Genomic DNA, 22,658 nt, shown 5'->3' on the forward strand with positions numbered 1-22,658 from the left:
CGACCCCGTCCGCTCAGCGCGCGGCGGCCGGACGGCGTCGCTGCCGTGCGATCTGCGCCGAGAGCACGAAAACCGGCACCAGCCCCACCAGCACGATGGTGAGCGCCGCGGTGGACGCCTCCGCAAGGCGTTCATCGGCGGCGAGGTTGTAGGCCTGGGTGGCCAGCGTATCCAGGTTGAAGGGGCGCATCACCAGGGTGGCGGGCAACTCCTTCATCACATCCACGAACAGCATCAGCCCGGCGGTGAGCAGGCTGCCGCGCAGCAGCGGCAGGTGAATGCGGCGCAAGCGCCCCCACAGCCGCACGCCGAGATTCCGGCCGGCTTCGTCCATGGCCGGCGTGATCCGCCCGAGCCCGGTCTCCACCGTATGCAGGGCCACGCTCAGGAAGCGCGTCAGGTAGGCGAACACCAGCGCCACCATGCCGCCGGTGAGCAGCAGCCCGGGATTGATCCCGGTCAGCGCCTCGACGGTGTCGGCCAATGCATTGTCGAGCCGGGTCACCGGGATCAGCACGCCGACCGCGATCACCGTGCCGGGCACCGCGTAGCCGAGGCCCACCAGGCGGTTGAACAGACGCGTCAGCGGGTTGTGCGCAAGCCGGGCCGCATAGGCGAGCAACACCGCCAGCAGCACGCCGATGAGCGCCGTCACCGTGGCGAGCGTGAAGCTGTTGCCCGCCAGGGCGACAAATCGCGGGCCGAACTGGGCGTCGCCTTCGTTGATGGCCATCTTGAGCAGCAGGGCGGCGGGCAGCAGAAACCCGAACAGCAGCGGCACGAAGCAGACCAGCGACGCCGCCCAGCCGGCCGCCGGCGAGAGCCGGCGCCCGAAGCCTGGGCGGCGCTGCCGCGAGGTGTCGTTGAAGCGGGCGCGGCCCCGGCTGCTCTGCTCGAGCACCAGCACCAGCACCACGAAACCCAGCAACATGGCCGACAGCTGCGCGGCCGCCACGCGGTCGCCCAGCGAGAACCAGGCCCGATAGATACCGGTGGTGAAGGTTTGGACGCCGAAATAGGCCACGGTGCCGAAATCGGCCAGGGTCTCCATCAGCGCCAGCGCCACGCCAGTGACCACCGCCGGGCGTGCCAGCGGCAGGGACACGCGGAAGAAGCAGGCCCACGACCCGAGCCCGAGCGAACGGCCCGCCTCCATCGCCCCCGAGGCACGCTCGAGAAAGGCGGTGCGCGCGAGCATGTAGACGTAGGGATAGAACACGAAGGCGAACATCGCGACCGCGCCGCCGACCGTGCGCACGTCCGGGAACCGGTAGTCCCCCGCCCCCCAATCGAACCACTGACGCAATGTGCTCTGGACGGGGCCGACGAACTGGAGGAAGTCCGTGTAGACGTAGGCCATCACATAAGCCGGCATCGCCAGCGGCAGGATGAGCGCCCATGCGTAGATGCGCCGACCGGGAAAGTCGTGCATCACGGTGAGCCAGGCGGTGGCCACGCCGATGACCGCGACCCCGATGCCGACCCCCACGCACATGACCAGGGTGTTGACCAGGTACTCGGGCAGCACGGTGTCGATCAGGTGCGCCCAGGTCTCGCCGGTGCTCCAGTCGGCGAGCGAGAACACCACGGAGAGGATGGGCACGGCGGCGAGCAGCGCCACCCCGAGGGCGGCGACGGTCAGCCAGCGGTACTCGCCCGGGAGCAAAAAGCGACGGATCATGCGCAGGTCGGGTGGCTCGGCAAGGTCAAGGGGCCGAAAGCGACCCGCATGGTGAAAAAGCCCGGCGAACACGCGTGCCGGACCGACGGGCAAATTATAATGGATCGCATTCTCTTTACGACCTCCCCGTGTCCCGCTCATGACCTTGCTCGATGTGCGCCAGCTCACCCTCGGCTACGACCGCCACACCGTCGTCGACCGGCTCGATGTCTCCCTCGACGAAGGCGCCATCGGCTGCCTGCTCGGCCCCTCCGGCTGCGGCAAGACCACGGTGTTGCGCGCGATCGCCGGCTTCGAGCGTGTTCGTGGCGGCGAGATCGTCATCGGCGGGCAGACGGTCAGCGCGCCGGGCGTGCACGTGCCTCCAGAGCAGCGGCGCATCGGCATGGTGTTTCAGGACTATGCGTTGTTCCCGCACCTGAGCATTCGCGACAACATCGGCTTCGGCCTGCACGCCGCCGCGCCGGCCGAGCGCCGCGCGCGGGTCGACGCGATGCTCGATCTGGTCGGCCTCGGCGCCCTCGCGCAGCGCTATCCGCACGAGCTGTCCGGCGGCCAGCAGCAGCGCGTGGCGCTGGCGCGCGCCCTCGCCCCGGCGCCGCGCCTGCTGCTCATGGACGAGCCGTTCTCGAACCTCGACGTGGAGTTGCGCGAACGGCTCTCCCTGGAGGTGCGCCGCATCCTCAAGGCGACCGGCACCACCGCCATCCTGGTCACCCATGACCAGCACGAGGCCTTCGCCGTGGCCGACCTCATCGGTCTCATGCACGCCGGCCACCTGCAGCAATGGGACACCCCCTACACCCTCTACCACCGCCCGGCGAACCGCTTCGTGGCCGACTTCATCGGCCAGGGCGTGCTGATTCCCGGTCGCATCATCGCGGGCGACCGGGTACACACGGCGCTGGGCACGCTCAGGAGCGGCCAGCCCATGCAGTGTGGCGCCCTGGGCGTGTGTCCGCCCGGCGCCGATGTGGACGTGCTGCTGCGCCCCGACGACGTCGTCCATGACGACGCCGGGCCGCAGAGCGCGCGCGTCCTGCACAAGGCCTTTCGCGGCGCCGACATCCTCTATACGCTGGCGCTGGACGACGGCACCCGCCTGCTTTCGCTGGTGCCCAGCCATCACGATCACGCCATCGGCGAGCGCATCGGCATCCGCCTGGTCGTCGAGGACGTGATCACCTTTGCACAACACACGAACGAGTTCCGCCCATGATCCCCTGGCTCACCGAGCCGGATTTTCCGCCCACTGAGCGGGCGCTGACCGAGCCCAACGGCCTGCTCGCGGCGGGTGGCGCGCTCACGCCCGAATGGCTGCTCGCCGCCTATCGCAGGGGCATCTTCCCGTGGTTCAGCGAAGGCGAGCCGATCCTGTGGTGGAGCCCCGATCCGCGCATGATCCTGCGCCCCGGCGAGGTCAAGGTCTCGCGCAGCCTCGGCAAGACGCTGCGCCAGGGCCGCTTCGAGGTGCGCTACGACACCGCCTTCGCCGAGGTCATCCACGCCTGCGGGCAATTGCGGGCCCAGTCCACCGGCACCTGGATCACGCCGCACATGGAGCTGGCCTACCGGCGCCTGCACGAACTCGGCCATGCACACAGTGTCGAAACTTGGCAGGACGGTCGCCTGGTGGGTGGCCTTTACGGGGTCGCACTGGACCGGGCGTTTTTCGGCGAATCGATGTTTTCGCTCGTTAGCGACGCCTCCAAGGTGGCGCTGGTGCACCTGTGCCGGCGCCTTGAGCGGCTCGGATTCGGCGTGATAGATTGCCAGATGGCGACCGACCACCTGCGCTCGATGGGCGGCGTCGACGTGCCAAGAGCACAGTTCGTCCGCGCCCTGGACAGACTGATCGGCCCGAAGAGCCCGCCCCAGCGCTGGCCGGCCTCGGACGACATTGGTTAAGGATCCCGTACCCGGCAAGATGCAACAGGACTATCCGTACGCCCTCATCCAGTTCTATGTCACCGGTCCGTACGACTGTTCCTATCTGCCGGACCAGCGCGCCCGCTCGCAGGTCGCCACGCCCAACCACATCATCGACACCCCGGTGTATTCCGAGCTGGTGCGCAACGGCTTTCGCCGCAGCGGCGTGTTCACCTATCGCCCCTACTGCGACCACTGCCGCGCCTGCGTGCCGGTGCGCATCCCGGTGGACCGCTTCACGCCCAATCGTGCCCAGCGCCGCGCCATGCGGCGTCATGCCGATCTCACCGTGGCGGAGTTGCCGCTGGCCTTCCACGACGATCACTACGCGCTCTACCAGCGCTATCAGGTCGCGCGCCATGCCGGCGGCGGCATGGATCAAGACAGCCGCGAGCAATACGGCCACTTCCTGCTCCAGAGCCACGTGGACACCCGCCTCATCGAGTTCCGCGAGAACGGCATCCTGCGCATGGTGTGCATCATCGACTGGCTCACCGACGGGCTGTCCAGCGTCTACACCTTCTTCGACCCGGACCTCCCCCACGCCAGTTACGGCACCTGGGGCATCCTCTGGCAGATCGAGGCCTGCCGCCAGCTCAAGCTGCCCTACCTGTACCTGGGCTACTGGATCCGCGACAGCCGCAAGATGACCTACAAGGCCGGCTTCCGTCCGCTCGAAGGGCGTATCGCCGGTCAGTGGCGCACGCTGACCGACGCGGATCTGGACTGATCACGCAGCGGGCACGCCGCACCCCCCCAAAAGGCTGACGCAGCGCAACAACCCGGGCAGGCGGTGGAGTAGAATTCGCCGCTATGCTCTACGATCTCGCCCGCCCGCTCCTGTTCGCGCTCGACCCCGAGTCGGCCCACGAACTGTCGCTCGCCGCCCTCTCGCGCCTCGGGCGTCTGCTGCCACCGGCCCGCCCGCTGCCCGCAAACCCGGTCACGGTGATGGGCATCGATTTTCCCAACCGCGTGGGTCTGGCCGCCGGCCTGGACAAGAACGGCGAAGCCATCGACGGCCTGGCACGCTTCGGCTTCGGCTTCATCGAGATCGGCACCATCACGCCGCGGGCGCAGCCGGGCAACCCGAAACCGCGCCTGTTCCGCCTGCCCGAGGTCCAGGGCATCATCAACCGCATGGGCTTCAACAACCACGGCGTGGATGCGCTGATCGCCAACGTGCGTGCGGCGCGGTTCACCGGCGTGCTGGGCATCAACATCGGCAAGAACTTCGACACCCCGATCGAGCGCGCGGTGGACGACTACCTGGCCTGCCTGGAAAAAGTCTATCCGCTGGCCCATTACGTGACGGTGAACATCTCGTCGCCCAACACCAAGAACCTGCGCGCCCTGCAGGGCGCCTCGGAGCTGGACGGTCTGCTCGGCCCGCTCAAGACCGCCCAGGCGCGCCTGGCCGACACCCACGGCCGTTACGTGCCCCTGGCGCTCAAGATCGCCCCCGACCTGGACGAGGCGCAGATCACCAACATCGCCGACGCCCTGCGCCGCCACCGCATCGACGCGGTGATCGCCACCAACACCACCATCGCCCGCGACAAGGTCGCCGGCGTGCGCCACGGTGACGAACAGGGCGGCCTGTCCGGCGCGCCGGTGCGCGAGGCGAGCACCCGCGTGATCCGCGCCCTGTCGGCCCAGCTCCAGGGCGAGTTGCCCATCATCGGGGTGGGCGGCATTCTCGGCGGCCCCGACGCCACCGAGAAGATCGAGGCCGGCGCCGCGCTGGTTCAGGTCTATAGCGGCCTGATCTACCGCGGCCCCGCCCTGGTACGCGAATGCGTCGCGGCCACCGCCTGAACGGGGGCCACGTGCCGCACGGTCATATACCTATAACCGCCGCAGGGTTGAGCCCCTTTGTGGGGCAAGCGATAATTGCCGACTTGGACAAATCTGGCCGGATATGAGCAGCTACCTTTTCGTCATTCTCGGTGCCGTGCTGGTCAACAACGTGGTGTTGGTCCGCATTCTCGGCCTGTGCCCGTTCATGGGCGTCTCCAAGAAGCTGGAGACGGCCATCGGCATGGGCGCGGCGACCACCTTCGTGCTCACCCTCGGGTGCGCCACCAGCTTCCTGATCGACCACTACCTGCTCGTGCCTTACGACCTGGTCTATCTGCGCACGCTGTCCTTCATCGTGGTCATCGCCGCCATCGTCCAGCTCACCGAGCTGGTGATCCACAAGACCAGCCCGCTGCTGCACCAGGTGCTCGGCATCTACCTGCCGCTGATCACCACCAACTGCGCGGTGCTCGGCGTCCCGCTGCTCAACGTCGGCTTGCGCCACGACCTGCTCGAATCGCTGCTGTTCGGTTTCGGCAGCTCGGTCGGCTTCTCGCTCGCGCTGATCCTGTTCGCCGGCATCCGCGAGCGCCTCGACGGCGCCGACGTCCCTGCCCCCTTCAAGGGCACCGCCATCGCCATGATCACGGCCGGTCTCATGAGCCTCGCGTTCATGGGCTTCGCTGGTCTGGACCGCTACCACTGAGGCCCATGCAGGCAGATCTCCCCACCGTGCCCGACCGACCGCAACCCCCCAGGGAATTGTCATGCTGACCGCCATCCTCGTCATGGGCGGCATCGCCATCGTCCTCGGCGCGGCGCTCGGCTATGCGTCCATCCACTTCAAGGTCCAGGGCGACCCGCTGGTGGACCAGATCGACGCCATCCTGCCCCAGACCCAATGCGGCCAGTGCGGCTTTCCCGGCTGCCGGCCCTATGCCGAAGCCATCGCCAACGGCGAGGCCGACATCAACCAGTGCCCGCCGGGCGGCGAGGAAGGCATCCGCCACCTCGCCGACCTGCTCGGCCGCGAGTTCAAGCCGCTCGACGAGGAACACGGTGTCGAGAAGCCCAAGTCGGTGGCCGTCATCGACGAGAACACCTGCATCGGCTGCACCCTGTGCATCCAGGCCTGCCCGGTGGACGCCATCGTCGGCGCCGCCAAGCAGATGCACACCGTGGTCGAGAAGGAATGCACCGGCTGCGAGCTGTGCGTTGCCCCCTGCCCGGTGGACTGCATCACCATGGAACCGCTGCCGCAAACGGTGAAGAACTGGAAATGGCGTTACCCGGTCATCGAGCTCAAGGAGGTGGCATGATCGCCGGGCTGTTCCGATTCAACGGCGGCGTCAAGCCGGAGACCCACAAGAACGAGTCGGCCGACACCCCGATCCGCACCGCGCCGCTGCCCGCGCGCCTGCTGGTGCCACTGCGCCAGAGTGCCCGCACCACGGCCCGCTGCATCGTCGAACCGGGCCAGAAGGTGCTCAAGGGCGAGCGCATCGGCGAGCCCGACGATGCGCTGAGCACCGCCGTGCATGCCCCCACCTCGGGCACCGTCATCGGCATCGAGCTGCACACCATGGCCCATGCCTCGGGCCTGGGCACCCGCTGCGTGATCATCGAGCCGGACGGCGAAGACCGCTGGATCGAGCCGCGCCCGGGCGACCTGAGCGGCGCGCCGCGCGAGGAACAGCTCGCCTGGCTGCGCGACTGCGGCGTCGTCGGCCTCGGCGGCGCCACCTTCCCCAGCCACATCAAGGTGGGTCGCGGCACCGGCATCGACACCCTGGTACTCAACGGCGCCGAGTGCGAACCGTGGATCACCTGCGACGACCGGCTCATGCGCGAACGCGCCGACAGCATCCTTGCCGGCGCCGTACTGCTCAAGTCGCTGGTCGGCGCGCAGCGCATCGTCGTCGGCATCGAGGACAACAAGCCCGAGGCCATCGCCGCCATGGAACAGGCGGCAGGCGCGCTGGATGCCGACATCCGGATCACCGCCATCCCCGCCATCTACCCGGCCGGCGGCGAAAAACAGCTCATCCGCGTGCTCACCGGCATCGAAATTCCGCACGGCAAGCTCGGCGGCGACTTCGGCGTCCAGTGCTTCAACGTCGGCACCGCCCATGCGGTGCATCGCGCCATCGTCCATGGCGAACCGCTCATCTCACGCGTCGTCACCCTCACCGGCAACGTCGCCGAGGCCGGCAACGTGGAGGCGCTGATCGGCACCCCGATCGCCGACCTGCTCGAGCAGGCCGGCCCGCGCGAGGACACCGACCGCATCCTCCTGGGCGGCCCCATGATGGGGTTCGAGATGCCCCAAGGGGACGTGCCGCTGGCCAAGGGCAGCAACTGCGTGATCGCCTGTTCGCCCGCCCTGTTTCCGCCGCCGCCGCCGGAGATGAACTGCATCCGCTGCGGCGCCTGCGCCCGCGCCTGTCCGGCCGACCTGCAACCCTTCGAACTGTACTGGTTCTCCCGCGCCAAGAACTTCGGCAAGGCGCAGGAATACCACCTGTTCGACTGCATCGAGTGCGGCTGCTGCGCCTATGTGTGCCCCTCGCACATCCGTCTGGTGGACTACTACCGCTTCTCCAAGAGCGAGATCTGGGCGCGCGAGCGCGACAAGGCCGCCGCCGACGCGGCGCGCGACCGCTTCGAATTCCGCAACGAGCGCCAGGAGCGCGAAAAGCGCGAGAAGGCCGAGCGGCTCGCCGCCAAGGCCGCCGCCACCAAGGCCAAACTGGCCGAAAGCGCCCAGGCAGGCAGCGGCGACAAGGGCGGTGACGGCGAGGCCAAACCCGCCGCCGACGACGCCAAGGCCGCGCTGATCGCCGCCGCCCTGGAACGCGCCAAGCAGCAGAAGGCCCAGGTCCAGGCGAAGAACACCGACAACCTGTCGCCGGCCCAGGCCGCCCAGGTGGACGCGGCCGAAGCGCGTCGCAATGGCGCCACCGACGCCGAGGCGGCCCCTGACACCCCGAAAGAAGCACCGGAACAGAACTGATGCTCTCCTCCCCCTTCGTCCGCAAGCCCGCCAGCGTGCAGCAGGTGATGCTCACCGTGTTGGTGGCCCTGCTGCCCGCCGTGGCGCTGTACGTGTGGCAGTTCGGGCCCGGCATCGTCGCGAACCTGCTGATCGCCTCCATCGCCGCGGTCGCCGGCGAGGCCTTCGTGCTATGGCTGCGCGGCAAGCCGGTGGCGATCTATGTGACCGACCTGTCCGCCGTCGTCACCGGCTGGCTCATCGCCCTGACCTTCCCCACCATCATCCCGGCGTGGATCCTCGTCCTCGCCACCCTGCTGGCCATCATCGCGGTCAAGCACCTCTATGGCGGCCTCGGCCAGAACCCCTTCAACCCGGCCATGGCCGCGTTCTGCCTGATGATCGTGGCCTATCCGTCGGCCATGTCGCAGTGGCCGCCGGCCGGGTGGACCGACCTGGGCACCCACCTGCACCTGATCTTCGGCGGCAGCCTCGACGCGGTCACCGGCGCCACGCCGCTCGACGCCCTGCGCACCGGCCTGCGCGGCAGCGCCACCGTCCACAGCGTGCGCACCGGCGAGGCCTTCGGCCTGTTCGGCGGCCGCGGCTGGGAATGGATCGGCATCGGCTACGTGCTCGGCGGCCTGTTCATGCTCTGGCGCCGGGTCATCACCTGGCACCTGCCCACCGCCTTCCTCGTCGCCATGGCCATCATCGCGGCCCTGTTCTGGGGGTACGATCCGGCGCGCTTCGCTTCGCCCCTGTTCCATCTGGCCAGCGGCGGCACCCTGCTGGCGGCGTTCTTCATCGTCACCGATCCGGTCTCCGGCGCCACCACGCCGCGCGGCAAGCTGATCTTCGCCACCGGCGTCGCCGTGCTCGCCTACCTGATCCGCAACTTCGGCGCCTATCCGGACGGTATCGCCTTCGCCGTGCTGCTCATGAACGTGTGCGTCCCCCTGATCGACATGAAAACCCAGCCGCCGGTCTTCGGTCACAAGGGTCAGTGAGGAGCTTGCACGGATGAGTACCGAATACACCGCCGGCCGAACCGCCGCCCGAACCGGGGCCATCCTGACCCTGTTCGCGGCCCTGTTCACCGCCGCCATGGCCTTTACCTACAGCCTCACCAAGCCGGACATCGCGGCAGCCATCGCCGAGACCAAGCACAAGCTCATCGCCGAGATCCTGCCACCCGACGCCTACGACAACGCCCTGCTCGACGATGCGTTGCATGTGCCGGCCACCGATGCGCTCGGGCTGCCTGACGGCGGTATGGTCTATCGTGCACGCAAGGGCGGCGAACCGGTCGCGCTGCTGGTCGAGGCCAGCGCGCCCAACGGCTACGGCGGCGCCATCGGGCTGATCCTCGCGGTGCGCACCGACGGCAGCCTTTCCGGCGTGCGCGTGACCGACCACAAGGAAACCCCGGGGCTGGGCGACTACGTCGACCGCAAGAAAGACCACGACAAGGCACACCCCTGGATCGACCAGTTCGAGAACGCCTCCTTCGCCCGTATCCCCAAGGACGCCTGGGCGGTGAAGAAGGACGGCGGTGCCTTCGACTTCCATACCGGCGCCACGGTGAGCCCGCGCGCCGTCACCGCCGCGGTCGCCCGCGCGCTGGCCTGGACGATCGACAACGAGAAAGCCCTGTTCGCCGCGCCGGCCGGCGCCACCTTCGCGGCCGGCCACGCGCAAGGAGATGCCCGATGATCGAATTCAATCGCGAACAATGGATCAACGGCCTGTGGAAACAGAACCCCGGGCTGGTGCAGCTGCTCGGCCTGTGTCCGATCCTGGCGGTGAGCACTACCATGGTCAACGCGGTCAGCCTCGGTCTGGCCACCGTGCTCGTCATGGCGATGGCCAACTTCGGCGTGGCCACGCTGCGCAACTTCATTCCCTACGAGATCCGGATTCCGGTCTTCATCCTCGTCATCGCCTCACTGGTGACCGTGGTGGATCTGCTCTTCAATGCCTACCTGCACGGCCTGTATCTGGTGCTGGGCATCTTCATTCCGCTGATCGTGACCAACTGCATCGTGCTGGCACGCATCGAGGCCTTCGCCGCCAAGAACAACCCGCTCGCCTCCACCTTCGACGGGCTCGCCCAGGGCATCGGTCTGGTCTGGGTGCTCGCGGTGCTCGGCGCGCTGCGCGAACTGATCGGCAGCGGCACGGTGTTCGGCGGCATCGACCTGATCTTCCCCGACGCCAGTTCCTTCAAGGTGCTCGGCGAAGGCTATCCCGGCTTCCTCATCGCCGTGCTGCCGCCGGGTGCGTTCTTTGCGCTCGGCTGCCTCATCGCCACCTACAACGCCATCAACACCCGCGCCAGCGAACGCCGCCACAAGGCCGCGCCGCAGATGAACGCCGACGCCGTCGCCGAAGCCTGAGCATGGCCCGCCCGATGAGCCGCGCGGCCATCGCGCAGATGTTCGAACGCTTTGCCCAGGCCAACCCGGCGCCCAAGACCGAGCTGGCGTACGCGACCCCGTTCCAGTTGCTGGTAGCGGTGGTCCTGTCCGCCCAAGCCACCGACAAGAGCGTAAACCTCGCCACGCGCGGTCTGTTCGCCGCCGCCCCGACCCCGGAGGCCATGATCACCCTGGGCGAGGAAGGCATCGCCGAACACATCAAGACCATCGGCCTGTTCCGCAACAAGGCCAGGAACGTCGCCGCCCTCTCGCGCCTGCTGCTCGAACGCCATGGCGGCGAGGTGCCCGACACCCGCGACGCCCTGGTCGCCCTGCCCGGCGTGGGGCGCAAGACCGCCAACGTGGTGCTCAACACCATCTTTCGCCAACCCGCCATGGCGGTCGACACCCACATCTTCCGGGTCGCCAACCGCACCGGCCTGGCGGCCGGCAAGAACGTGGACGAGGTCGAGCAGCGCCTGCTCAAGCGAATCCCCAAGGACTACCTCCTCGACGCCCACCACTGGCTGATCCTGCATGGCCGCTACGTGTGCACCGCGCGCAAACCGCGCTGCGGCGACTGCCTGGTGCGCGACCTGTGCAACTTCCGTGACAAGACCGACGTCCCCGCCGACGCCGCCTTCGAAGGCTGAATCGATGTTCGACCCCTCTCGCGACCAGGCGCGCCAGTTCTTCCTCGACGCCTGGCAAAAACACCGCGACGGCAGCGTGCTGACGCCCATGGAGTCCCTGTTCGTCGGCATCGCCGAGCTGCATCCGGAATACCACCCGTTCCTGGAGGACCCGGACGCGATCGATCGGGATTTTTCGCCGGACGACGGCCAGATCAACCCTTTCCTGCACCTGTCGCTGCACCTGGCGGTCGAGGAGCAACTGTCCATCGACCAGCCGCCCGGTCTGAAGGCCGCCTTCGCCCAGCTGCAACTGCGCCTGGGCAACCGCCACGACGCTCTGCACGAAGTGCTCGAATGCCTGGGCGAGACCATCTGGCGCGCCCAGCGCGATCGCCAGCCGCCCGACGGCGCCGCCTATGTGCAGGCGGTGAGGAAACGCGCCGGACTCGCGTAGGGCTGACCGGCCTCCAGCCGGGTCCCGTCCGGCACGGGCCACGGACGTGAAACGGGGGCGAATCGCTCCGCCCCCGAATGCCGTCAGCCATCCACGGCAGCATGCTGCCGTGATCTTCGTCAGTGCTTGGTGTACAAGCCCTTCTGCGACGAGAAGTACGCCGCCAGATCTTCCATGTCCTGCTCGCTCAGGTTGGTCACCTGCCCGGCCATGATCGGATTCTTGCGATCACCGGACTTGTAATCCTTGAGCGCGCGCACGATGTAGTCGGGGTGCTGCCCGGCCAGCTTGGGAAAGTTCGGCACCGGGCTCACGCCATCGGCACCATGACAGGCCGCACACACCGTCGACTTTTCCTTGCCTGCCGCCGCATCACCACCGGCCAGGGCCGGCGCACAGCTCATCACCATGGCCAGCGCGACAATCCATTTCCGCATCATTTCGCACTCCCGTAGTAAGCCGCCAGATCCGCCATGTCCTGCTCGCTCAGGCTCGCCGCGATCGCCCGCATCGACGGGTGGCTGCGGTCGCCATTCTTGTATTCCTTCAGCGCAGCGATGATGTATTCCGGATGCTGGCCACCGAGCTTGGGCACTTGATAGACGGACGGGAACGCGGTGTGATATCCCGGAATGCCATGACAGCCCACACACATGGAATTTTTTTGTTTTGCAGCCTCGGCATTGCCTTCGACCGCCCATGCTGTTGCGGATGCTGCCAACAACATGGCAGCGACGATAAACCGTTGTCCCTTCATGGAGACTCCTCTGTCGGGTTGGGGGGGTGGGGATTCGGAAACGGCCGGTCGATTCTACGGGCACACAGCGGGATGTTGCAAACGATTATCGCTTCGCTGCAACGCACAATTCCGATTGAAAATCAGTGACTTCTAATATCTGCGCGCATCGAAGGATGAAAGAGTCCAGGCCCGATGCCAGGCGGGGCCGGCTCCAGCCGACCATGGCGGGCTGAAGCCCGCCCTACCCGCAAACACGGCGCCACCCGCTCGACACCTCCCGGATCAGCGGACACGGGACACGACACCATCGGCGCCCCGACACACCTGGACACCGCACTGCAATAGCGGGCGCCCGGACAACGAGACGCCGCAGGCCGGCCACGTTGCCGCTCTTTTCGCTTGCCAACATTCGGACTCATCCCATGCCAGACACAACCGAAATTATGGTTTTGACATATGCCATATTGATTTTGAATCCCGCACACGATACCGTCGCCATCTAACGACGCGTCAGATGATCGACGCGCAAACAACAACATAGAGGTCAGCGTGTCCGAAAAAATCGACACCGGCATGGCATGCCTTGCCATGATCGCGCGCGTCCATGCGGTCGCCGTGGATCCCGCCCAGCTTTCACACCAATTCGCCGCTTCGGGTACGGCGACCGATGCCGCCACCCTGCTCCGAGCCGCCCGCAGCACCGGCCTCAAGGCGAAGAAGGGGGCGATTCCGCTCGACAAGCTCAGCGACACGCCATTGCCCGCCATCGCCGTCGCCCGGGACGGCAGCTTCTTCATTCTCGCCCGGGTGGAAACCGCGAACCACGACGCCCCAGGTCACATACAACGCGTCCTCATCCACGACCCCGCCCAAGCGCGCCCGCAGATTCTTCCGGTCGACGATTTCCAGGCACGCTGGTCCGGCGAGCTCATCCTGATCACCTCCCGCGCCTCCCTGGCGGCGGAGCTTGCCCGCTTCGACTTCTCGTGGTTCGTCCCGGCCATCGTCAAGTACCGCAAGCTGCTCACCGAAGTATTGGTGGCGGCCTTTTTCATTCAGCTCTTCGCCCTGGTCACTCCGTTGTTCTTTCAGGTGGTTATGGACAAGGTGCTGGTCCACAAGGGCTACTCCACCCTCACCGTGATCGGAATCGGCCTGGTCGCCGTCAGCGTGTTCGAATCGCTGCTCTCCGGGCTGCGCACCTATCTGTTCGCCCACACCGCCAGCCGCATCGACGTCGAACTCGGCGCCCGCCTGTTCAAACATCTGCTGGCCCTGCCACTGGCCTACTTCGAAGCGCGTCGCGTCGGCGATTCCGTCGCGCGCGTGCGCGAGCTGGAACACATCCGGCAGTTCATCACCGGCTCGGCGCTCACGCTGGTCATGGACCTGCTCTTCTCCGTGGTCTTTCTGGCGGTCATGGCCTGGTATTCAATGACGCTCACCTGGATCGTGCTGGCCTCCATCCCGCTCTACGCGCTGCTGTCGCTTTCGGTCACGCCGATCCTGCGCAAGCGCCTGAACGAAAAATTCAGTCGGGGTGCCGACAACCAGGCCTTCCTGGTCGAATCCGTCAGTGGCATCCACACCCTCAAGGCCATGGCGGTCGAACCGCAGTTCAACCGCCATTGGGACAACCAGTTGGCCGGCTACGTGGCCTCCAGCTTTCGGGTCACGCGCCTCGGTGCCTGGGCCTCAGAAGCCGTCGGCGTCGTCAACAAGCTGGTCACGGTCGGCATTCTCTGGCTGGGGGCCTATCAGGTCATCGACGGCGTGCTCACCGTGGGCGGGCTGGTCGCCTTCAACATGCTGGCCGGCCGTATCGCCCAGCCCATCATGCGCCTGGCCAACATGTGGCAGGAGTTCCAGCAGACCGGCATCTCCATGGCACGCCTGGGCGACATCCTCAACACCCGCACCGAAATCCCCACCAGCCGGGCGGCGTTGCCACCCATGCAGGGCAAGATCGAGTTCGAAGGCGTGCGCTTCCGCTACCGCCCTGACGGTTCCGAAGTGCTGCGCGGCATCGACTTCACCCTGAACGCGGGGGAAGTCATCGGCATCGTGGGTCGCTCCGGCTCCGGCAAGAGCACGCTCACCAAACTCATCCAGCGCCTCTACGTACCGGAACGCGGTCGCGTGCTGGTCGACGGGGTCGACCTCGCACTGGCCGACCCCGTCTGGCTGCGCCGCCAGATCGGCGTTGTACTACAGGAAAACGTCCTGTTCGCCCGATCCATTCGCGACAACATCGCCCTCACTGACCCCGGCGCCCCGATCGAGCAGATCGTCGCCGCCGCCAAACTCGCCGGCGCCCACGACTTCATCATGCAGTTGCCCGAGGCCTACGACACCCCGGTAGGCGAACACGGCGCCACGCTCTCCGGCGGCCAGCGCCAACGCATCGCCATCGCCCGCGCCCTGCTTACCAATCCGCGCATCCTCATCTTCGACGAGGCCACCAGCGCGCTCGACTACGAATCCGAACACATCATCCAGAACAACATGCGCGACATCTGTCAGGGCCGCACCGTGATCGTCATCGCCCACCGTCTCTCGGCCGTGAAGGACGCCGACCGCATCCTCGTGCTCGACAAGGGCGAACTCATCGAGGAAGGCCACCATGGCGAGCTGAAAGAACGCCCCAACGGCACCTACGCCAAGCTCTACGCACTGCAGCAGGGGTGAAAAGATGAAAGCGCCAGCCTACGACACCGCTGGCCGGATGAATCCGGCCCTACGCACAACCGGCGCGCGCCCCGTAGGGCGGGATTCATCCCGCCAAACCCTCTCGGAAGCGCCCACCCGATGACTTACGACGCCCTGCGCCGCGGCCGCGCCTCGCTGCCCGGCCACGCCTACCACATCACCATCGCCACGGCCGGTCGAAAACCCATATTTACCGACATGACGTGCGCCCGCCTGGCGATCGACACACTGCGTCAATCCGACGACGCCCAACGCGGCAAAACAATCGCCTGGGCCCTCATGCCCGATCACCTGCACTGGCTGCTGACGCTCGGTGAAACCGTCTCGCTCGCACGAATCGTCCACCGGTTCAAAGGCCGTAGCGCAAGACGCATCAACCGCCATCTCAAACGATCCGGCACCTTGTGGCAACGCGCCTACCACGACCACACCATTCGCGAAGACGAAGACCTCAAATCCACCGCCCGTTACATCGTCGCCAACCCCCTGCGCGCAGGCTTGGTCGAACGAATCGGCGATTACCCCCATTGGGATGCGGCATGGATTTGATCGAAACGGTCGGCCGGATGACCACCGTGCGGCCTCGCCCCGTAGGGCGGGTTTCATCCCGCCACCACCGCCCGCACGCCGACGATCGGATGAATCCGCCCCTAGGGATGACCACCGTCGGATCTCACCCCGTAGGGCGGGTTTCAACCCGCCAAACGACCTCACACACCGATGGCCGGTTAAAACCCGCCCTACAACGTGCGACCACGCGCCCGGCGGACGCCCCCGTATGGCGGGATTCATCCCGCCATCGATCCCACCAAACCGACACCACCACCCCATGATCGCCCAAGCCGCCCTCGACCTCCTCGGCAGATACCGCCGCGTCTTCGCCGCCGCGTGGAAGGTCCGTAAAGACATGACCCCACACCCGCGCGGCGCGCTCGAGCGCGAATTCCTCCCCGCCGCGCTGGAACTGCAGGACACCCCGCCCAGCCCGCTGCCCCGCGTCATCCTGTGGCCCCTGATCGCGGCCTTCAGCCTGGCCTTGGTGTGGTCCATCTTCGGCCGCATCGACACCGTGGCCGTCGCCACCGGCAAGATCATCCCCAGCACCCGCGCTCAGATCATCCAGCCGCTGGACACGGCCGTCGTGCGCGCCATCCATGTCACCGACGGCCAGCAGGTCAAAGCGGGCGACCTGCTGGTGGAGCTCGACGCCACCGACACCGGCGCCGCCGACACCCAGGCCAGGGAAGCCTGGATTGCTGCCCGCCTGCGCGCGGCCCGCAGCCAGGCTCTGCTCGACGCACTGGAAACCGACACCACACCCAGGCTCCCGCCGCTCGAAGGAGTACCTCCCGATCGCCGAAGCGCCGAAGCCCGCCTGCTCGATCGCCAGCACACCGAATACCTCACCCGCCAGCGCGCCCTGAACGCCGAATACCAGCGCGCCCGTGCCGAGCAGCGCGCCACCGAACAACTCGTCGCCAAACTCGAAGCCACCCTACCCATCGTCCAGCAACGCGAGCACGACTACAAAGACCTCATGGAAAAGGCCTTTGTCTCCCGCCACGGCTATCTCGAGCAAGAACAGGCGCGCATCGAAACCGAACGCGATCTGGCCTATCAACGCGCCAAGGCCACGGAACTCAAACAGGCCATCGCCGAAGCCCAAGGCGCCAGGGACGCCTGGCAGGCGGAATTCCTGCGCAACGTCACCTCGGAGCTGACCGAAGCACAGCAGCAGGCCGGCAGCCTCGCCGCCGAGGTCGAAAAAACCGAAAACCGGAACCGCCTCATGCACCTCACCGCGCCGGTGGACGGCACCGTGCAGCAACTGGCCATCCACACCGAAGGCGGCGTGGTCACCGAAGCGCAGCCGCTCATGGTGATCGTCCCCACAGACTATTCGGCCGAAGTCGAAGCGATCCTGGAAAACAAGGACGTGGGCTTTGTCAAATCCGGCCAGATCGCCGAAGTGAAGATCGAAACCTTCCCCTTCACCCGCTACGGCACCATTCCAGCCGAAGTCACCTTCGTCTCCAACGACGCCGTGGACAACGAACAGCGCGGCCTGGTCTTCCCGGTGCGTCTCAAACTCGAACGCGCCACGCTGAAGGTGGACGAACGCACCGTCAACCTCACCCCGGGCATGGCGATTACCGCCGAGATCAAAACCGGGAGTCGTCGCGCCATCGAGTATTTCTTGAGTCCGGTGCTCACGACAATCGACGAAAGTCTGGGTGAGCGATAGAAAAACGGTAGCAACCGATCAAGCGGAAATCACTGGCAGCAACTTCACTATTGGTAGTTTCATCAAACATCGAATGAAAACACCTCTGCTGATTTATTCAATGCCAATCGCACCCATCGCCAACCAACAAGCGTAGAGATTGAACGACATGAAAGGAATATCGAAATCGCACATAGCATCGCTATTGCTCGCATCCAATCTATTTCTTCTTTCTTCAACAGCTTGTTCCCAAGTTGACACAGAGCCTATCTATCAAAACTGCTTGAAATTGAGGCATTTTGCGAGAACTAAAACTCAAGAAATAGAAGCTGCCAGTGCGTGCATAGCAGCAGCAAAACAAAATGATCCTCGCGTCATGACGATAGTTGGACTTCTATACGCCACAGGAAAAGGTGTAATGCGAGACAAGGAAAAAGCACTCTTCTATTGGCGCAGAGGCGTCGAACTTAAAAATCCAACTTCCATGAGAATTCTAGGAGCTATATATCAAAAGGGAAAATGGGTTGAGAAGGACGAAGAACGCGCTAAACAGTTGTACAAGTCTGCTGCGGCGCTAGGCGATCAAGTTTCAGAGAACTTGCTAGATCAGCTAATCAAAAACGAGAAGGAGGAAAAGCGTGAGTAACAATGGGTTCATAAACGACTTTGTGAATACAATCAACGTTATCCTTACCGGAAAAGGGATTGTCGAAGCAGTTGAGCCACAGCAGGAGCTTAAACAGGCATGCGAAAACTACTATCGAGATCCAACACCGGCGAATTCACAAGCAGTTCGTGAAGCAGCCGGAAATTTGGTGGGATCAAAGATTGAAGCCGCTTCCGGCTTCTTGCCTGGTGACCCCATTACCGATCCGAGTGGCAAGACCACGAACGCATATCAAAAGTTCATCCGCAGTCGCGTAGAGGATGCCGAATTCGAACAGATACTGCGTTTGCAAGAGGAGGAGCAATACCGACAAGACGGCAAGGCAGGGGGGATAATAGTTGACAGTGACTGCGAGCGTTTTTATTCACAGAGTAAAGACTTCCGCTACCCCCGCGACCCCCTCGCCCTCGACCTCGACGGCGACGGCCTCGAAACCATCGGTGCCGACGGCACCGTCCTTTTCGACCACGACGGTGACGGCGTACGCCGTGGCACCGGCTGGGTGAAGAGCGACGACGGTCTGCTGGTGCTCGACAAGGACGGCAACGGCAGTATCGATTCCGGCGCCGAGTTGTTCGGTATCGACTATGTGAAATCGGACGCGACGCGCGCCACCGACGGTTTCGACGCCCTGCGCGATCTGGACAGCAATGGCGACGGAATCTTCAACGCCAGTGACGCCCGCTTTGCCGATATGCAGGTGTGGCGGGATCTGGACCAGGACGGCGTGTCCGATGATGGTGAATTGATCAGCCTCACCGATGCGGGCATCGCCTCGATCGACCTAAACGCCACCGCCGGGCTCAAGAACCTCGCTGGCGGCAATCAGCAGACCGCCAGCGCCACCTTCACCCGCACCGACAACACCACCGGCACAGTCGCCAACCTGAATCTCGACACCAGCAACTTCTACCGCGAGTTCGGCGACACCATCGCCGTGAGCGAAACCGCCCAGGCCCTGCCCAACATGATGGGCTCTGGCAACGTGCGCGACCTGCGCGAGGCCGCCACCCAATCAAGCCGCCTGGCCGGCCTGCTCACGCAATACGCCGCCGCGACCACCCGCGACGCACAGTGGGCGATGCTCGACGAGATTCTCGATGCCTGGGCCGACACCACGGGCATGGCCGAAAGCCTCGACGAACGAGACCCGATGCAGTTCCACATTCGCTACGATGCTTTCGGATCCGAAGCGCGTGCCAACAACCTCGTCGAGACAATGGCTGGCGACAGCAGCGGTTCAGGCGGAAACGAATCGTCCACCCTGCTTGGCCTCGACAAAGACAACCCGCAGCTGACCCAGGAATATCGGGACCTCATCGCCGCCTGGGACCAGAAGATTCACACGCTCGAAGCGTTCAACGGCGAATACTTCTTCTCGCTGCCTGAAGATGAAAGCCCGTTGAGCACCGCGGTACTCGGCATTCGCGAGGACACATCTACAACGACCTCGTCGTCAACGACCGCTACCGAAGGCGGAGCCATGACCGGCGGCGTGAGAACACTCGTCATCTCCTATGCGCAAGCGCAACTCGATTTTCTGAATCAAAGCTATGACGCGCTAAAACAATCGGTGTACGAAGGCTTGGTCACCCAGACTCGGCTGAAACCCTACCTCGATGCGGTCGAGCTGGTGATTGATGAAAATGGGATCAGCTTTGATTTCGCGGCTCTCGACGCAGCACTCGATACCAAGAGGTTGAATGACTCCCGCGGTGCATTGCAGGATCTGGCCGATCTGGTGAAGGTGTCGGGAGACACCCTGGCGAGTGGGGGATGGACAGGCTCGAGCCGTTTGCTGAGTTGGGTGAACCAACTCGAAGGACAAGGCGGCGCAGACACATTCCTCGCCGAGATGGGCCTATTGGTTGGAGAAAACAACTTTACCGGCACGGCTAACCGGGACATCGTGTTTGGCGGGGCTGTCAACAACTCACTGTACGGCGGGGCCGGAAATGATCTCGTCGTTGGGCGCGGAGGAGACGACACCCTCAATGGAGGTGACGGAGATGACGTGCTCGACGGTGGCACCGGCGACGATTCGCTCTATGGGGGAAACGGAAACGATGTGTATGTGCTGCGCATCGGCAACGGACATGACATCATCAACAACTACGATGCCAGCGCGGGGCGAATCGACACCATCCGTTTCGCAGATGTCGCTTCGACCGACATCGTTGCATTGCGCGGTAGCGGCTACAACTTGATGATCGACTACGGTTCGGGCGATTCGATCACCGTCCAGAATCACTTCCTGGCCAACTACTACGCCTTGGATCAGATCGAGTTTTCCGATCGCACCGTGTCCGTCTCCGAACTGCTGGAGATGTATCCGATCCAGTACGGATCGGGGAGTGACAGTGCCAATTTCGATGATGGCGTTCAGACCGTCCGTGCCGGAGCGGGCAACGACAGCATCACCGCCCGAGGCGGCAACGACCGTTTGTTCGGAGAGGACGGCAACGACTATCTCTACGCTGGCGACGGCGACGACTATGCCGACGGTGGTGCCGGAACCGACTACCTGAACGGCGATGCCGGCAACGACACTCTCATCGGTGCGGCCGACAACGACACCCTCAACGGGGGTGCGGGCAATGACCTGCTCGAGGGCGGCACCGGCAACGATGCGCTCAACGGCGGCGACGGCTCCGACACCTATCTGTTCGCCAGGGGCGATGGCCAGGATACGATCAACAACTACGATGCCAGCGCGGGGCGAATCGACACCATCCGTTTCGCAGATGTCGCTTCGACCGACATCGTTGCACTGCGCGGTGGCGGCTACAACTTGATGATCGACTACGGTTCGGGCGATTCGATCACCGTCCAGAATCACTTCCTGGCCAACTACTACGCCTTGGATCAGATCGAGTTTTCCGATCGCACCGTGTCCGTCTCCGAACTGCTGGAGATGTATCCGATCCAGTACGGATCGGGGAGTGACAGTGCCAATTTCGATGATGGCGTTCAGACCGTCCGTGCCGGAGCGGGCAACGACAGCATCACCGCCCGAGGCGGCAACGACCGTTTGTTCGGGGAGGACGGCAACGACTATCTCTACGCTGGCGACGGCGACGACTATGCCGACGGTGGTGCCGGAACCGACTACCTGAACGGCGATGCCGGCAACGACACTCTCATCGGTGCGGCCGACAACGACACCCTCAACGGGGGTGCGGGCAATGACCTGCTCGAGGGCGGCACCGGCAACGATGTGCTCAACGGCGGCGACGGCTCCGACACCTATCTGTTCGCCAGGGGCGATGGCCAGGATACGATCAACAACTACGATGCCAGCGCGGGGCGAATCGACACCATCCGTTTCGCAGATGTCGCTTCGACCGACATCGTTGCACTGCGCGGTGGCGGCTACAACTTGATGATCGACTACGGTTCGGGCGATTCGATCACCGTCCAGAATCACTTCCTGGCCAACTACTACGCCTTGGATCAGATCGAGTTTTCCGATCGCACCGTGTCCGTCTCCGAACTGCTGGAGATGTATCCGATCCAGTACGGATCGGGGAATGACAGTGCCAATTTCGATGATGGCGTTCAGACCGTCCGTGCCGGAGCGGGCAACGACAGCATCACCGCCCGAGGCGGCAACGACCGTTTGTTCGGGGAGGACGGCAACGACTATCTCTACGCTGGCGACGGCGACGACTATGCCGACGGTGGTGCCGGAACCGACTACCTGAACGGCGATGCCGGCAACGACACTCTCATCGGTGCGGCCGACAACGACACCCTCAACGGGGGTGCGGGCAATGACCTGCTCGAGGGCGGCACCGGCAACGATGTGCTCAACGGCGGCGACGGCTCCGACACCTATCTGTTCGCCAGGGGCGATGGCCAGGATACGATCAACAACTACGACAGCAACGCTGCCAATGTCGACACCGTCACCTTCGGATCCAACGTGGCACCCGATCAACTCTGGTTCCAGCACGTGGGAAACAGCCTGGAAATCAGCGTGATCGGGTCAGCCGACAAGGTAACGGTATCGAACTGGTATTCAGGCACCAACTACCAATTGGATGTCTTCGAGACCGACTCTGGTGACGCGTTGACGGCGGGGCAGGTCGAGAACCTCGTCAACGCCATGGCGGCCTTCGCGCCTCCGGCAGCTGGGGAAACCACCCTTCCGCAGAATTACCAAGATGCATTGGGTTCGGTGATTGCGGCGAACTGGCAGTAATCGCCCCAATGGAACAATGCCCCGTGCCACAAGCGCGGGGCATTTCTTGTTTACCGAACCGTTGCGGCGCCAACACATTCGGCTCGACGTTAAAATATGTCTTTTGGATACGCGATCTCAAACCCACCTTGCCGCCTCGACCACCGATGGCCGGTTGAAACCGGCCCTACAGACATACGCTACCCGCCCCAACGGCGCGTACCC

Annotated in this window: 20 protein-coding genes; 17 read left to right on the top strand and 3 right to left on the bottom strand. The window is 64.9% G+C overall.

All coding sequences use genetic code 11. From position 1 onward, the window contains the following. Positions 1-13: 13 nt before the first annotated feature. Positions 14-1,681: an ABC transporter permease gene (locus G3580_RS11050; RefSeq protein WP_173765483.1), complete on the bottom strand. Its 1,668-nt coding sequence runs from the start codon at positions 1,679-1,681 to the stop codon at positions 14-16. Positions 1,682-1,820: 139 nt separating this feature from the next. Here G3580_RS11050 and G3580_RS11055 point away from each other — a divergent pair, with 139 nt between their 5' ends. The 12 genes from G3580_RS11055 (at position 1,821) to G3580_RS11110 (ending at position 11,911) form a co-directional block, all read left to right on the top strand. Beyond that, on the top strand, positions 1,821-2,900 hold the full coding sequence (locus G3580_RS11055; RefSeq protein WP_173765485.1) for an ABC transporter ATP-binding protein: 1,080 nt from the start codon (positions 1,821-1,823) through the stop codon (positions 2,898-2,900). Continuing rightward, positions 2,897-3,589, top strand: coding sequence for a leucyl/phenylalanyl-tRNA--protein transferase (gene aat / locus G3580_RS11060; protein ID WP_173765487.1), 693 nt, complete (start codon positions 2,897-2,899; stop codon positions 3,587-3,589). The genes G3580_RS11055 and aat overlap by 4 nt, the downstream gene beginning before the upstream one ends. A gap of 19 nt (positions 3,590-3,608) precedes the next feature. After that, the gene (locus tag G3580_RS11065) at positions 3,609-4,340 is read left to right on the top strand and encodes an arginyltransferase (RefSeq protein WP_173765489.1); all 732 of its coding nucleotides are present in this window, start codon (positions 3,609-3,611) and stop codon (positions 4,338-4,340) included. Between the two features lie 83 nt (positions 4,341-4,423). Further along, entirely contained in the window at positions 4,424-5,428 is a 1,005-nt protein-coding gene (locus tag G3580_RS11070; protein ID WP_173765490.1) for a quinone-dependent dihydroorotate dehydrogenase, read from the top strand. 103 nt (positions 5,429-5,531) lie between these two features. Then, complete coding sequence (rsxA, locus tag G3580_RS11075; RefSeq protein ID WP_173765492.1) at positions 5,532-6,116, top strand: electron transport complex subunit RsxA; 585 nt, start codon at positions 5,532-5,534, stop codon at positions 6,114-6,116. Between the two features lie 61 nt (positions 6,117-6,177). Next, complete coding sequence (gene rsxB / locus G3580_RS11080; protein WP_173765494.1) at positions 6,178-6,729, top strand: electron transport complex subunit RsxB; 552 nt, start codon at positions 6,178-6,180, stop codon at positions 6,727-6,729. Then, positions 6,726-8,423: an electron transport complex subunit RsxC gene (gene rsxC / locus G3580_RS11085; protein WP_173765496.1), complete on the top strand. Its 1,698-nt coding sequence runs from the start codon at positions 6,726-6,728 to the stop codon at positions 8,421-8,423. Before rsxB ends, rsxC begins: the two co-directional genes overlap by 4 nt. Then, entirely contained in the window at positions 8,423-9,412 is a 990-nt protein-coding gene (locus tag G3580_RS11090; RefSeq protein ID WP_173765498.1) for an RnfABCDGE type electron transport complex subunit D, read from the top strand. Before rsxC ends, G3580_RS11090 begins: the two co-directional genes overlap by 1 nt. 13 nt (positions 9,413-9,425) lie before the next feature. Then, complete coding sequence (rsxG, locus tag G3580_RS11095; protein WP_173765500.1) at positions 9,426-10,118, top strand: electron transport complex subunit RsxG; 693 nt, start codon at positions 9,426-9,428, stop codon at positions 10,116-10,118. Beyond that, a complete protein-coding gene (locus G3580_RS11100) occupies positions 10,115-10,801 on the top strand; it encodes an electron transport complex subunit E (RefSeq protein ID WP_173765501.1) in 687 nt (228 codons plus the stop codon). The genes rsxG and G3580_RS11100 overlap by 4 nt, the downstream gene beginning before the upstream one ends. Before the next feature lie 14 nt (positions 10,802-10,815). Beyond that, on the top strand, positions 10,816-11,475 hold the full coding sequence (nth, locus tag G3580_RS11105; protein ID WP_173768775.1) for an endonuclease III: 660 nt from the start codon (positions 10,816-10,818) through the stop codon (positions 11,473-11,475). A 4-nt stretch (positions 11,476-11,479) separates the two neighbouring features. Then, complete coding sequence (locus G3580_RS11110) at positions 11,480-11,911, top strand: DUF1841 family protein (RefSeq protein WP_173765503.1); 432 nt, start codon at positions 11,480-11,482, stop codon at positions 11,909-11,911. Positions 11,912-12,030: 119 nt separating this feature from the next. Here G3580_RS11110 and G3580_RS11115 read toward each other — a convergent pair whose 3' ends face one another. Next, a complete protein-coding gene (locus tag G3580_RS11115; RefSeq protein WP_173765505.1) occupies positions 12,031-12,351 on the bottom strand; it encodes a c-type cytochrome in 321 nt (106 codons plus the stop codon). Then, the gene (locus tag G3580_RS11120; protein WP_173765507.1) at positions 12,348-12,668 is read right to left on the bottom strand and encodes a c-type cytochrome; all 321 of its coding nucleotides are present in this window, start codon (positions 12,666-12,668) and stop codon (positions 12,348-12,350) included. The genes G3580_RS11115 and G3580_RS11120 overlap by 4 nt, the downstream gene beginning before the upstream one ends. 531 nt (positions 12,669-13,199) lie before the next feature. Here G3580_RS11120 and G3580_RS11125 point away from each other — a divergent pair. The 5 genes from G3580_RS11125 to G3580_RS11145 all read left to right on the top strand — a co-directional run bounded on the left by G3580_RS11125 (position 13,200) and on the right by G3580_RS11145 (position 22,454). Continuing rightward, complete coding sequence (locus tag G3580_RS11125; protein WP_228720640.1) at positions 13,200-15,338, top strand: type I secretion system permease/ATPase; 2,139 nt, start codon at positions 13,200-13,202, stop codon at positions 15,336-15,338. Positions 15,339-15,458: 120 nt separating this feature from the next. Beyond that, positions 15,459-15,908: an REP-associated tyrosine transposase gene (locus tag G3580_RS11130; protein ID WP_173765509.1), complete on the top strand. Its 450-nt coding sequence runs from the start codon at positions 15,459-15,461 to the stop codon at positions 15,906-15,908. 280 nt (positions 15,909-16,188) lie between these two features. Next, a complete protein-coding gene (locus tag G3580_RS11135) occupies positions 16,189-17,604 on the top strand; it encodes an HlyD family type I secretion periplasmic adaptor subunit (protein ID WP_173765511.1) in 1,416 nt (471 codons plus the stop codon). 148 nt (positions 17,605-17,752) lie between these two features. Continuing rightward, positions 17,753-18,229, top strand: a complete 477-nt coding sequence (locus G3580_RS11140; protein ID WP_173765513.1) for a tetratricopeptide repeat protein — start codon at positions 17,753-17,755, stop codon at positions 18,227-18,229. Continuing rightward, entirely contained in the window at positions 18,222-22,454 is a 4,233-nt protein-coding gene (locus tag G3580_RS11145) for a calcium-binding protein (RefSeq protein ID WP_173765515.1), read from the top strand. The genes G3580_RS11140 and G3580_RS11145 overlap by 8 nt, the downstream gene beginning before the upstream one ends. The last annotated feature ends 204 nt before the right edge of the window (positions 22,455-22,658 follow it).

The sequence above is a fragment of the Nitrogeniibacter mangrovi genome, from assembly GCF_010983895.1.
Classification (GTDB): Bacteria; Pseudomonadota; Gammaproteobacteria; order Burkholderiales; family Rhodocyclaceae; genus Nitrogeniibacter; species Nitrogeniibacter mangrovi.